The following is a 13,036-nucleotide window of genomic DNA, read 5'->3' as shown; positions in this document are numbered from 1 at the left end:
AATTAATTTTATAGTATAAATTGACTTAAGTCTTTATTTGTAACTATATTGCTCAGTTTCTCATCCACATACTGGGGAGTAATCTCGATCTTTTCCATATTTATTTCAGGTGCTTCAAAAGACAAGTCTTCCAGCAGTTTTTCTAGAATGGTATGGAGCCTTCTCGCTCCAATATTATCTGTATCCTGATTTACCTGATAGGCAATTTCTGCCAGTCTTTCTATAGCTTCGTCGGTAAAAACAACATTTATACCTTCCGTGTGCAATAGTGCTTTATATTGCTTGATCAGTGCATTGGATGGTTCATTCAGGATCCGCTTAAAATCTTCTACGGATAATTTTTCCAATTCTACACGAATGGGAAACCTGCCTTGCAGCTCTGGGATCAAATCTGACGGCTTAGCCATATGAAACGCACCTGCAGCGATAAATAGCATATGGTCAGTCTTTACCGGTCCGTGTTTGGTCACAATGGTGGAACCTTCCACAATTGGCAGGACATCTCGCTGTACACCTTCTCTGGAAACGTTGGCAGCGGAACTATCCTGTTTTCCAGCTACTTTATCAATCTCATCAATAAACAGAATCCCTGAATCCTCCGCCCGTTTTACTGCAATTTGTGACACTTCCTCCATATCCACCATTCTGCCCGCTTCCTGCTGCGTCAAAACTTTTCTGGCTTCACTGACTGGAAGTTTTCGCTTCTTTTTTTTCTTGGGCATGAACTGACTGAATGCATCCTGCATATTCATTCCCATTTGCTCCATTCCAGAGCCCTGAAGCATATCAAACATGGAAGGAGGGACTTCTTCAATTTCGACGGTCACCATGTGGTCTTCCAGTTCTCCCATGGCAAGCTGGTGTTCTACACGTTTCCGTTTATTTCTGATTTCTTCATCTTTTTCCGTCTCTTTATCGCCGGATTCATCGTTGCCACCCGGAGGGAAGAACATTTCAAATGGATTTTTCATGGTATTTTCTTTCTTTGCCTGAGGCACAAGCAGCCTAACAAGCCTTTTATTGGCCTCTACCTCCGCTTTGTCCGCGACTTCATTCATTTTTTCTTCCTTTACCATTCTGATGGCCATCTCAACAAGATCACGGACCATGGATTCCACATCTCGGCCCACATAACCGACTTCAGTAAATTTTGTCGCTTCCACCTTTACAAAAGGAGCTCCAACCAGCTTTGCCAGTCTTCTGGCAATTTCTGTTTTCCCAACACCTGTCGGGCCAATCATTAAGATGTTTTTCGGGACTATCTCCTCTTTTAAAGATTCGTCCATCTGCATTCTCCGGTAACGGTTACGCAGTGCTACAGCTACAGATCTCTTGGCACTGCTCTGACCTATAATATATTTATCCAGTTGACCGACAATCTGCTTTGGCGTGTAATCAAATCCCATCTCTTATTCAGGTCCCCCTTTAATCAAGCGCCTCTAATGTAATTTGGTCATTTGTGAAAACACAAATTTCCCCTGCAATTTCCAATGCTGACTTAGCGATTTCCCTGGCAGATAAATGATCAGTATGTTTAATGAGCGCCCGTCCGGCACTTAATGCATAGTTCCCGCCGGAACCAATTGCAAGGATGCCATCATCCGGTTCAATGACTTCCCCGGTCCCCGATACCAGAAACATCTGATCTTTATCCATGACAATCAGCATGGCTTCCAATTTACGGAGTACTTTGTCACTTCTCCATTCCTTGGCTAATTCAACTGCAGCTCTCGCCAGGTTCCCATTGTATGTCTCAAGTTTACCCTCGAACTTTTCAAACAATGTAAAAGCATCTGCGACAGAACCTGCAAATCCAGCCAGCACCTGTCCCTTGAACAGCGTTCGGACTTTCTTAGCTTTATGTTTCATCACGACAGCATTGCCCAGCGTAACCTGGCCATCCCCACTCATTGCACATTGCCCGTTATGCCTGACAGCAAAAATAGTTGTAGCATGCATCTCGTTTGACATTCCAACACCTCTTCATCATGATTTCGCTCTCGGGTGGCTGTTCATATAAACATTCCTCAAATGACTTTTAGTTACATGTGTATACGTCTGTGTAGTAGAAATGCTTTCATGACCCAGCAGTTCCTGCACACTTCTGAGGTCTGCCCCTTCATTCAACAAGTGTGTCGCAAAGGTGTGCCGGAGTTTATGGGGGTGGACACTGACAGTCAGCGCAGCTTTTTCAACTAATCTTTTCAGTATTTGCCGAATACCTCTGACAGTTATGGGATCTCCCTTATAATTCAAAAAAACAGATGTATAATCCTGTTCGCTTTTCTTCAGTAATTTCATTCGTCCGTCATTTATGTAGGTATTTAAGGCGTTTTCTGCAAATTTACCAAAAGGGATATATCTTTCCTTCCTTCCTTTACCCTTAACAAACACGGTACCAATTGAAAAATCAATGTCACCCATCTGTAATCCCCGGCACTCGCTCACACGCATTCCGGTTGCATAGAGCACTTCCAGAATTGCCTGGTCCCGCTGACCCAATGGGTCGGCTAGATCACTGACACCAAAAAGCTGTTCCAATTCCTCTTTGTATAAGAAACCTGGAATAGTTTTTTCGGCTTTTGGCAATTTGACGGGAAGGATTGGATTATGATCCATGACGCCTTCCCTCTCCAGAAATTTATAAAAAGAACGCAGTGTGGAAATTTTCCGGGAGACTGAACGTCTGCTCAGCTGTTGTTCATACAAAGCTGTAAGATACAGCCTTACTGTCTGCTGATCAATATTTTGTATTTCATTAATGCCTTCCCGGGTTAAAAATTCGAAGTAATGATCCAAATCATTCCGATAATATTTGACAGTATAAGGTGAAGCACTCTTTTCCAGTTGCAAGTACTCCATAAATGCCTCTCTATACAAACTGAAATTATTCAAATTTTCACCCCATTCAGCAAGCGAATAAAGCATAACATATATAAAATGAAAATGCAATAAATTTAACTAAATTGCAACAAAATTCTAAATTGAGGGGTCGTTTCTGCATATTCAAGAATTTAAACCCAATTTATTCATTGCTGGCTATTCTGCTTCTGTCAAGTATATTCCCTTACCACTGGGTAATTATAACGCTTATTAATTTCCCACGTCAACAAAATACTATTCGATTTGTTTAGAAGATTTGTTACGGTGAATATTTTGTGAAATCATTAATGTTATGGTCAAATTTTCATTAAATTATTCCTAATTCCCCAATTTTATCTTTTGTTTCCTGTGTACCCAATTCATATATCTTTTTATAAATATGCATTTGATACTGGTCATAACTTTCTCTTTCTTCATCTGCTCCCCATTCATCAAATGGCTTTCCAATATATTCAACAGCATCACTTGCATTTTTGTCTTTTTTTCTGAATAATTCCCTTAATTCTTTTATTTCCGTTTCATCTGCCCTGATCTCATATTCCACACGTCCATCGGGGATAGGTGTTTCACGAATCTCCTGAGTGTCGATGGTGACAAATAAATGCTTCTTTTCCGTCAAAATAAAAACCTCCTTTTTAGCCCTATGTTCCCCTTATCCATTCATTCAAACATAAAACAAAAGAGGAATTGAACGCAGTAAAAAAACTGTCGGTTTCCCGGACAGTTTTATGTTTGCGGATTTTCTTTGTATTCGCAATTGGTGCATTCCACTTGTGTTTCTTTCTTTCTTTTCTTTTCCACAAGCAGGGAGTCACATTTAGGGCAGGGTCTTGATACCGGTTTATCCCATGATACGAAATCACAATCAGGGTAACGGTCACAGCCAAAAAAGGTACGCTTTTTTTTGGATTTTCTTTCTACCACATTTCCTTCCTTGCATTTTGGACATTTTACGCCAATCTCTTTAAGGATCGGCTTTGTATTCCTGCATTCAGGGAAATTTGAACAAGCCAAAAACTTTCCGTAACGACCCATTTTATAAACCATCTCATGTCCGCAGTTCTCACAGTCTATTCCTGCTGGTTCATCTCTGATTTCAACTTTTTCCATTTCTTCTTCCGCTGTTTCCAACCGTTTTTCAAAGCCTTTATAAAAATCATCAATGATGGTTACCCATTCTGTTTTGCCTTCTTCCACAGCATCGAGATCACCTTCCATCTTTGCTGTGAAATCCACATCGATAATTTCAGGGAAAAACTCTTCCACCAATTCCAGCACAACTGTTCCAAGCTCCGTAGGTATAAACCGTTTATTGTCAATCGTCACATATCCTCTTCGCTGAATCGTGTCCAAAGTTGGTGCATAGGTGGAGGGACGTCCGATCCCCATTTCTTCAAGTGTTCTGACAAGCCGTGCTTCCGTATATCTGGGCGGTGGTTGTGTAAAGTGTTGGTTTGGTATGATTTCTTTCGCTTTGACGGTCATTCCTTCAGTTAAATCAGGCAACAGCTTATCTGTTTCCTTTTTATTGTCGTCGCTTCCTTCTACATATAGTCTCATAAAACCTTTAAATTTTATCTTAGAACCATTGGCACGGAATTCCACATCATTATTGAAAAGATGAACAGTCATTGTATCCATAATGGCAGGTGCCATCTGACTTGCCATAAAGCGCTCCCAAATAAGCCTGTACAATCGCAGCTGGTCCCTGGATAATACATCTTTTAAAGTTTTGGGTTCACGCAGAGCGGAGGTTGGCCGGATTGCTTCATGCGCATCCTGTGCTCCTTCTTCTTTTTTAGTTTTTTTCTGGCTGCCCAAATAATCTTTTCCGTACTTTTCCGTAATAAACTCCCTTGCTTCCTGTTTTGCAGTTTCAGAAATCCGGGTGGAGTCCGTACGCATATAGGTAATCAGCCCGGTAATCCCGCCTGCTTTTTTTCCCAGGTCAATACCTTCATACAGCTGTTGCGCAATCATCATTGTTTTTCTTGCACGGAAATTAAGCTTTCTTGCTGCTTCCTGCTGTAGAGAAGAAGTGATAAAAGGAAGAGCTGGATTTCGTTTACGCTCTCTTTTATTAACTTTCTTAACCTGAAATTCTTCACCGTCTAACTTTTCCAATATTTTATTGACATCTGCTTCAGTGCCCAATTCGTGTTTTTTCCCTTTCAACCCGTAGAAATTTCCTTCGAATTCATCTTTATCTTTTTGAAATTGGCCCTCAATAGACCAGTATTCCTGCGGTTTGAAGTTTTCAATTTCTTTTTCGCGGTCAATAATCATTTTCACGGCAACAGATTGAACACGTCCGGCACTTAATCCTTTCTTCACTTTTTTCCATAAAAGCGGACTTATATTATATCCGACCAAACGGTCCAGAATTCTTCGTGCCTGCTGGGCATCCACAAGATCTTTATCTATGGAGCGGGGATGTTTAAATGATTCTTTAATTGCATCCTTTGTAATTTCATTAAAGACAACCCGGCAATCTGAATCTTCATCTATATTCAGGCTGTAAGCCAAATGCCAGGCAATGGCTTCCCCCTCCCTGTCGGGGTCAGCTGCCAGGTAAATTTTCTTTGCTTTTTTTGCGGCTGATCTGAGTTCTTTTAATACATCTCCCTTGCCCCGGATTGTAATATACTTAGGTTTATAGTTGTTTTCTACATCAACTCCGGTTTGACTTTTTGGCAGATCACGCACATGACCCATGGATGCTTTTACCTTATATTTTTTTCCTAAATAACGTTCAATCGTTTTTGCTTTCGCAGGGGATTCTACGATTACAAGATAATCTGACATATATTATTTCCTCCTAAAATGAGGTGATCATAAATTAATTCGGAAATCTTCACTAATATTAAATATATAATAATCATTTGTCAAACATACTGTCATCATCATATGTTCATAAGTCAGAGATATTCCGTTTGTAACCGTACCTTTATACCCCTTGATTTATGGCTTTCCAAAAGTAATTAATTCTCATGTATCCGGGAAAAATGTATACCCGCTTCTTGCCAGTCTTCTGCTATATCAGAAGCATGCAACACGAGTTTGGCTCCTTCCCGGATCATCTGATTGCAGCCTATGGTTTGGGGGATTAAAGGTGAGCCGGGAACAGCGTATACTTCTCTCCCCTGATCGAGGGCCTGATCCACTGTTATTAATGTTCCGCTTTTCTCGGTTGCTTCAATGACAAGCGTGCCAAAACTAAGTCCGCTGATAATTCTATTACGTTCGGGAAAATGATATTTCTTAGGAGGTATGGAGGGAGGGTATTCCGACAGGACAAGTCCATTTTTTACAATTTCCCTGAAAAGTGTATAATTTTCTCGTGGATAAACATGCTGAAAGCCACCGCCAAGAACAGCTATTGTCTTTCCATCCGATGAAAGAGATATCCGGTGGGCAAAACTGTCGATACCGCGTGCCATACCACTGACAATAACCCAATCTGCATTTACTAATGGTTCGATCACGTATTTCGTTTTTTCCATTGCTTCTTTGGATGGTTTTCTGGTGCCGATTACACTGAGTGAAGGGATATGTGTCAGGAGTTTTGGGTTTCCGAGCATGTATAAAACAATTGGCGGGTCTTCTATTGCTTTTAATTGGGGCGGATAATGCTTGTCCATTATAGTAACGATATAATATTTTATGATATCTTCCATTACATTTTCCATCAGTTGCTGATTTCTTATGTCATTATAAATGGATAAAGCTGTTTTCATTGGTATGGATAAGATATTGGCCAATGATTGCGGGGAGTAATGATAGACGGTTTGTAATGAAGGATCAAGAAGCATTATTCTTCGCAGCCTCCCACGGGACATTCCGCGGCATCTCGACAAATGAATTAAGCGCATTTTATTTTTCGGCAGGGTAATCACTTCCTTTTATTAATATGGACAGAAGGAACCTTGCTGATGGTTCCTTCTGTCCTAAACTCTTTAATGCGTTTTACATTTTTCCTTCAAACCATGCTTTTCCAGTGTATTGATCATCGTTTCACCCATTACTGCTGGAGTTTCTGCAACGTCAATGCCGCATTCTCTCATGATGCGAATCTTCTCATCTGCTGTACCTTTCCCACCGGAAATAATCGCACCGGCATGTCCCATTCTTTTTCCGGGAGGTGCAGTTGCTCCACCAATAAAACCAACTACTGGTTTTTTCATATTTGCTTTCACCCATTCGGCTGCTTCTTCTTCAGCCGTTCCGCCGATCTCCCCGATCATAATTACCGCTTCTGTTTCCGGATCATCGTTAAAAGCATTGAGCACGTCGATGAAATCTGTCCCATTAACAGGGTCTCCGCCGATTCCCACTGCCGTTGTCTGACCGTAACCTGCTTCAGATAGCTGATGTACCGCTTCGTACGTCAATGTTCCGGAACGGGAAACGACGCCAATATGTCCTTTTTTATGAATATAGCCCGGCATAATTCCAATTTTACTTTCGTCCGCTGTAATAACACCCGGGCAGTTAGGGCCAATCAGTCTGGTTTTTTTGCCTTCCATATAACGTTTTACTTTTACCATATCCATGACGGGGATATGCTCTGTAATACAGATAGCAAGATCAAGTTCTGCGTCTACCGCTTCCAGAATGGCATCTGCTGCAAATGGAGCGGGCACATAAATAACGGAAGCAGTTGCTCCTGTTTGCTCAACAGCGTCTTTTACTGTATTAAAAACAGGAACACCTTCCACTTCTGTTCCGCCTTTTTTCGGCGTCACTCCGCCAACTATCTTTGTACCGTATTCAAGCATTTGTTTAGTATGGAATCTGGCAGTACCGCCAGTAATACCCTGGACAATTACCTTTGTATCTTTATTTACATATACACTCATTGTCTACCTTCCTTTCCTCATCAGCTTACAAACTAAATATGTCTGCAGCATTTCAATTGTTCGGCTGATATCAGCCGAATAGAACAATTTTTTTCATGCGTTTACAGGATATTTTAGAATTTAATTTACCATGGAAACGATTTTTTCTGCGCCATCAGCCATGGAACCGGCAGAAGTAATATTTAACCCTGATTCATCCAATATCTTCTTCCCGAGTTCCACATTGGTACCTTCCAGACGTACCACAAGCGGAATTTCCAGACCTACCTGTTTTGTTGCTTCAACTACACCTTCCGCTATTACATCACACTTCATGATTCCACCGAAAATATTAACAAAAATCCCTTTTACATTGGAATCGGACAAAATAATCTTAAATGCTTCCGTTACTTTTTCCGCAGTAGCACCACCGCCAACATCCAGGAAGTTGGCAGGATCTCCGCCATAATGCTTAATAATATCCATTGTTGACATGGCAAGACCTGCACCATTTACCATACAGCCAATATTTCCATCGAGTGATATATAGCTCAGATCGTATTTTGAAGCTTCGATTTCCTTCTCATCTTCTTCGTCCAAATCACGCAGCTCCATCACATCTTTCTGACGGAACAACGCATTGTCATCGAAGTTCAGTTTGGCATCCAGCGCCAGTACTTCCCCATCACCGGTAGTTACAAGCGGGTTAATTTCCGCGATGGAGCAGTCCTTTTCCACAAACGCCTGATACAGCCCTGTCATAAATTTAACTGCTTTACCGAGCAGCTCATCAGGTATATTTATGTTAAAAGCCAACCTTCTTGCCTGATATCCGGAAAGACCTACGACCGGGTCAATAACTTCCTTAAATATTTTTTCCGGAGTTGCTTCCGCCACTTCCTCTATTTCCGTTCCGCCTTCTTCAGATGCCATCATAACGACACGGGAAGTGGCTCTGTCCAGCACCACACCAACATAGTATTCCTTTTGAATGTCACAGCCTTCTTCAATAAGCAATCGCTTTACTTCTTTTCCTTCCGGGCCTGTTTGATGTGTTACTAATGTTTTTCCTAGAATCTCATCCGCGTATGTACGCACTTCATCCAGGCTTTTCGCCACTTTTACACCGCCGGCTTTTCCACGTCCGCCTGCATGAATTTGTGCTTTCACTACTGTAACCGAACTTCCCAGTTTTTTTGCCGCTTCTACAGCTTCATCAACTGTATAGGCAACATAACCATCAGGAACGTTTACGCCATAGCTTCTTAAAATATCTTTTCCTTGATATTCATGAATGTTCATCCTTTGTCCTCCTAACAATTTTACTGCATTTCCATTGTATTAAAAAAAATCAATTACCACAAGAATAATAGAATTTTACTGTCACAGGATTGTCGAATTTTCTCCTGTGTTAACGGTTATTTTCACTTACTGTGCTCTTTTTTAACTGCTGATGCTCATAATCTCCCCTATGTTTATCCATCTTTTTCTATCTTTTGGTCTGCTTGGTAAATAAAAGCAAACACCTCAGCAACCGCCTCGAATAATTCTTCAGGAATCTTTTCATTTAACTCAACGGCTGACAGCAATTCCACGAGAGATGCATCCTCAATAACTGGAATATTATTTTCCTCTGCCTTTTCCAGAATGCGATTGGCAGTCATTCCACTGCCTTTTGCGGCAACATGAGGTGCGTCTTTGCTTTCAGGGCTATATTTTAAAGCTGCTGCCATTTTTTGTTTTTCTTTCATATCCGGTAGTCAACTCCCTTTGTTGCCGGCTGCACCAGGCTCATCTTCTTCTCTTGATGATTCCCTTTATTCAATTTACGGTATTGCACGGAAGAAAGCTGATAATTCAAGTTCTCGAGACCTTTTTTTAACCCGTGTTTCAAATTGCCGAAAATATCACCGGGACGATCTATATCAGTAAACACCGTAACTGCCACATTCCTCTTTTGAATATGCATATCAACCAGCGTTTCCTGTAAATGCTGCAGATGCAAATGAAATAAAATTCGGCAATGCTCCGGATTTATTTCACCCGTCTCCGTTTTTTTACCTTCAAATTCAAGATGGATATCGTTCAATAATCCCATTTTTTCACCGGGGATCTGCAGATTGATATGCAGAAAGCCGTTTGATTCCTGGACAGAATGTAACTGAAGCCCATGGATATAATGCAGGAATTGGCCTGCCTTCTCCTGTACCTTTCCACCACCTGAATACACCAATTGTAATAGCAGGCCTTTTAGTGATGTTTCATCAGCTGTTCGGTTATTTAATAATTGATTTTCATAATCCATCCCGCTCGCCCGTAACCAGTGCTTCAAATGAAGCAAAAATTGCTCCTTTGATGATGCCTGCAGAAAGTTATTACCTGACATCACTTGATTGGAGAGTGTTATATATGTACTTCTGTTTGATAATGCGTTTAATATATGATACAGCCGCTCCAAATCAGTAGGATTGTTATCCATACGGTGGAAGAATGAGTACTGTTGTGTGTTTATTGGAAGCATCCGTACCATTTGCTGTTTAAGTCTGTCAAATTCCGCTTTTGTAAGATTTAAATTCCCTGCTGTCGTTTCAGATAATTTTGCCCCCCATAACTGAAGCATTTCTTTCGCCATAGCAGATAAGTCAGATTTATGTTGAATAATTTGTTCCAAGCCCTGCAAAGCTGAAGACAGGTTCAGTGTATAGGGCAGTTCTGAATCTCCGGCCGGAACATTGTTCCAAGCAGATTTCCATCTTGAAAAATCCGTTTTAGAATCGATGACTCCCGTTAATTGCAACAGTGAAAACAACTGTCGATTATTACTTTTTGCCTGCTTCATCAATTCGGCTGTCAACAATTCGTATTGATTTTTCGGCCTTGTATGGAATCCTTCAAGCATTCGAATCATACTATTTTCGGAGCTTTCATATTTGACAGCAGTCAGCATGGATTGCATTTGCTCGGATAGGTTTGTTGTTTGCAACGATTGGAAGGCCTTTAAAACAGAATAATTCACAGGAAATTTCTTTGAGATGATTTGTTGCAGCAGTTGTGCTGTTTCTCTTTTATCCTTTGCCTTATCCAGCAGTTTGATGGCACTTGCAATGTCCTTTCCATCAAAAGGAATAGATTTTTGAACCAGGCCATTTATCAGTGAAACATTGCTTCTTGTAACCTTAAAACCAAGCTCCCTCAGTAAGGCCTGTGCGTTTCTTTCACTTCCTTTTCTCAATGGTTTCCCAAGCACCTGCAAATGCAGAAGCCGTTCCGTATTTTTCACCTGGAAATGGTATCTCTCTCCAATTATCAGGGAAGCTTCCAGCCTGGCAATCATGGGACGTGAACCAAGGGTGATTTGCACTTTATTATTTGGAAAAATTTTATCTATTTTACCTTGCACAATTTGTCCGGGCTCCAGCCTGTTCATTTGGTTGTTCACATGAGAAAGTCGATTACCCGCTGCTTGATAAATACGCAAATAGAACAGCTCCTTTTATAGTACAAGGTCTCTGACCGGAGCAAAAGACTTCCGGTGATACGGCGTTATGCCATGTTCTCTCATTGATTTTAAATGATGTTTTGTTCCATATCCCATATTTGATTTAAAATCGTAGACAGGATACTCATGGTGTATTTGCTGCATCAACCGATCTCTTGTTACTTTGGCTAAAATGCTTGCAGCTGCAATGGATACGCTTTTTTCATCTCCTTTCACAATTGATTGGGATCTGCATGGTAAATCAGTTAAATGAACCGCATCAATTAATACGTAATCAGGAGCAGGGTCAAGCTGATTTATCGCATCCCGCATGGCAAGTTTCACCGCTTCATATATATTCAGTTCATCAATACGCTCATTGGAAACAATAGATATCCCGTAACTGATTGCTTCCTTTTTAATCGTTGAATAATAAGCTTCCCTTATTTTTTCATTTAATTGTTTGGAATCATTCAATCCGGGTAATTTCCAATTTGAAGGCAGAATAACTGCCGCAGCAACGATTGGACCTGCAAGCGGTCCCCTACCGGCTTCATCTGTCCCGGCAATATACCTGCAGCCATTTTCATAGCCTGTGTTTTCATACTGGCACATTTGTGAAAATCGTTTTTCCAGTTCTATTTCTTTCTGTTTCTTTTTTTCATATTGATGAACAAGCAGCTGAATCCCTTTTCTTGGATCCTTTTTCAATTTGGCTATCTCCTCTTCCTTAAGCTCTTCTTTCTCCATCCATTGCTTTATTTGTGAAATCGTTTTGTTTTCCATCGTAAACACCTGTCTCTCTCTTATGTATCGGCATTTTTATTTATTATTAAAGCTGCTGTTCCCGGGCAGTTGCTTATTGAAGGGACACATTATTTTGGAATATTAAAATAGCCCCAGGGTAAAACCGACAAGGGCTTATTCTTTCAATTAGTCAGCAATGCTTACCCATATGTTCTGTAAATCAATTACTTGTTAAATCGCTACCTGGTAACTCCATACTTATGCTGCCTATTTTCCCTGTACGAAGATCGCGCAACAATAAATCTGCAACTTTGTCAAAATTGACTTTTCCTCCACTTTCCAGCGCACCACGATTCTTTCCAATTTCTGTAAATATGTCATACATATCACTTAGTTCGCTATCTAAACTGTACCTTTCTTCAAGCAAATGGGGATAATGTCTTTGTAAATGGTCGATAACAAAAGCGGCTACTTCCTGCAGCGGAAGTAGTTGATCTTTAATAGTACCGATGGCCGCAAGACGATAGGCCACTGTTTCTTCCTCGAATTTGGGCCAAAGTATACCGGGTGTATCCAGTAATTCAAAGTCTTTTTTTACCTTAATCCATAATTGCTGCCTTGTTATTCCCGGCCTGTCCCCAGTTTTGGCAATCTTTTTATTCGCCAGCCGATTAATCAAAGTGGATTTTCCGACATTGGGTATCCCAAGAACCAGGCCTCTTGCAGGTCTTGGCTGGATTCCTTTCTGCTTTAATTTTTCCATTTTCTTTTGTCCCTGTTCTTTTGCCAGTTGAATAACCTGTATAATATCTGCTTTTTCATTTACATTGATGGCAACAGCAGGGGCCCCCCGCTCCTTGAAATAGTCGACCCACTCTTGTGTAACCGATGAATCTGCAAGATCTTTTTTCATCAACACCTTCATCTTCGGTTTATTGTTTACCGTTTTTTCGAGCATGGGATTGTGGGAAGACAGGGGTGCTCTCGCATCAACCAATTCGATAACAAAATCCACAAGCTTTAATTTTTCTTCTATTTCCTTTTTTGCCTTGGCCATATGGCCCGGGAACCACTGTATTGTCATATGCCA

Annotated in this window: 12 protein-coding genes; all 12 read right to left on the bottom strand. The window is 40.9% G+C overall.

The window, feature by feature from the left end:
* Window positions 1-8: 8 nt before the first annotated feature.
* Window positions 9-1,406 (bottom strand): HslU--HslV peptidase ATPase subunit, encoded by a 1,398-nt coding sequence (hslU, locus tag ACZ42C_RS03050; protein WP_461181083.1) that lies wholly within the window; start codon window positions 1,404-1,406, stop codon window positions 9-11.
* A gap of 19 nt (window positions 1,407-1,425) precedes the next feature.
* Window positions 1,426-1,971, bottom strand: coding sequence for an ATP-dependent protease subunit HslV (hslV, locus tag ACZ42C_RS03045; protein ID WP_461181082.1), 546 nt, complete (start codon window positions 1,969-1,971; stop codon window positions 1,426-1,428).
* 15 nt (window positions 1,972-1,986) lie between these two features.
* Window positions 1,987-2,895, bottom strand: coding sequence for a tyrosine recombinase XerC (gene xerC, locus ACZ42C_RS03040; RefSeq protein WP_461181081.1), 909 nt, complete (start codon window positions 2,893-2,895; stop codon window positions 1,987-1,989).
* A 295-nt stretch (window positions 2,896-3,190) separates the two neighbouring features.
* A complete protein-coding gene (locus ACZ42C_RS03035; RefSeq protein ID WP_461181080.1) occupies window positions 3,191-3,502 on the bottom strand; it encodes a hypothetical protein in 312 nt (103 codons plus the stop codon).
* A 107-nt stretch (window positions 3,503-3,609) separates the two neighbouring features.
* Window positions 3,610-5,688 (bottom strand): type I DNA topoisomerase, encoded by a 2,079-nt coding sequence (gene topA, locus ACZ42C_RS03030; RefSeq protein WP_461181079.1) that lies wholly within the window; start codon window positions 5,686-5,688, stop codon window positions 3,610-3,612.
* 176 nt (window positions 5,689-5,864) lie between these two features.
* A complete protein-coding gene (gene dprA, locus ACZ42C_RS03025; RefSeq protein WP_461181078.1) occupies window positions 5,865-6,695 on the bottom strand; it encodes a DNA-processing protein DprA in 831 nt (276 codons plus the stop codon).
* Between the two features lie 144 nt (window positions 6,696-6,839).
* On the bottom strand, window positions 6,840-7,742 hold the full coding sequence (gene sucD, locus ACZ42C_RS03020) for a succinate--CoA ligase subunit alpha (protein WP_461181077.1): 903 nt from the start codon (window positions 7,740-7,742) through the stop codon (window positions 6,840-6,842).
* A 120-nt stretch (window positions 7,743-7,862) separates the two neighbouring features.
* The gene (gene sucC, locus ACZ42C_RS03015) at window positions 7,863-9,023 is read right to left on the bottom strand and encodes an ADP-forming succinate--CoA ligase subunit beta (protein WP_461181076.1); all 1,161 of its coding nucleotides are present in this window, start codon (window positions 9,021-9,023) and stop codon (window positions 7,863-7,865) included.
* A 173-nt stretch (window positions 9,024-9,196) separates the two neighbouring features.
* Window positions 9,197-9,472, bottom strand: coding sequence for an EscU/YscU/HrcU family type III secretion system export apparatus switch protein (locus ACZ42C_RS03010; protein ID WP_461181075.1), 276 nt, complete (start codon window positions 9,470-9,472; stop codon window positions 9,197-9,199).
* Window positions 9,469-11,199, bottom strand: a complete 1,731-nt coding sequence (locus ACZ42C_RS03005) for a hypothetical protein (RefSeq protein ID WP_461181074.1) — start codon at window positions 11,197-11,199, stop codon at window positions 9,469-9,471. Before ACZ42C_RS03005 ends, ACZ42C_RS03010 begins: the two co-directional genes overlap by 4 nt.
* A 15-nt stretch (window positions 11,200-11,214) precedes the next feature.
* Window positions 11,215-11,985: a ribonuclease HII gene (locus ACZ42C_RS03000; RefSeq protein WP_461181073.1), complete on the bottom strand. Its 771-nt coding sequence runs from the start codon at window positions 11,983-11,985 to the stop codon at window positions 11,215-11,217.
* Between the two features lie 181 nt (window positions 11,986-12,166).
* Window positions 12,167-13,030, bottom strand: a complete 864-nt coding sequence (gene ylqF, locus ACZ42C_RS02995) for a ribosome biogenesis GTPase YlqF (RefSeq protein WP_461181072.1) — start codon at window positions 13,028-13,030, stop codon at window positions 12,167-12,169.
* Window positions 13,031-13,036 lie beyond the last annotated feature (6 nt).

The organism is Virgibacillus kimchii, assembly GCF_055379185.1.
This window is presented reverse-complemented; position numbering and strand designations above follow the sequence as displayed.

Coding starts and splice junctions, on each gene's coding strand:
- hslU (WP_461181083.1), bottom strand. CDS start 1,406: ATGGGATTTGATTACACGCCAAAGCAGATTGTCGGTCAACTGGATAAA.
- hslV (WP_461181082.1), bottom strand. CDS start 1,971: ATGTCAAACGAGATGCATGCTACAACTATTTTTGCTGTCAGGCATAAC.
- topA (WP_461181079.1), bottom strand. CDS start 5,688: ATGTCAGATTATCTTGTAATCGTAGAATCCCCTGCGAAAGCAAAAACG.
- dprA (WP_461181078.1), bottom strand. CDS start 6,695: ATGCTTCTTGATCCTTCATTACAAACCGTCTATCATTACTCCCCGCAA.
- sucD (WP_461181077.1), bottom strand. CDS start 7,742: ATGAGTGTATATGTAAATAAAGATACAAAGGTAATTGTCCAGGGTATT.
- sucC (WP_461181076.1), bottom strand. CDS start 9,023: ATGAACATTCATGAATATCAAGGAAAAGATATTTTAAGAAGCTATGGC.
- ACZ42C_RS03010 (WP_461181075.1), bottom strand. CDS start 9,472: ATGAAAGAAAAACAAAAAATGGCAGCAGCTTTAAAATATAGCCCTGAA.
- ACZ42C_RS03000 (WP_461181073.1), bottom strand. CDS start 11,985: ATGGAAAACAAAACGATTTCACAAATAAAGCAATGGATGGAGAAAGAA.
- ylqF (WP_461181072.1), bottom strand. CDS start 13,030: ATGACAATACAGTGGTTCCCGGGCCATATGGCCAAGGCAAAAAAGGAA.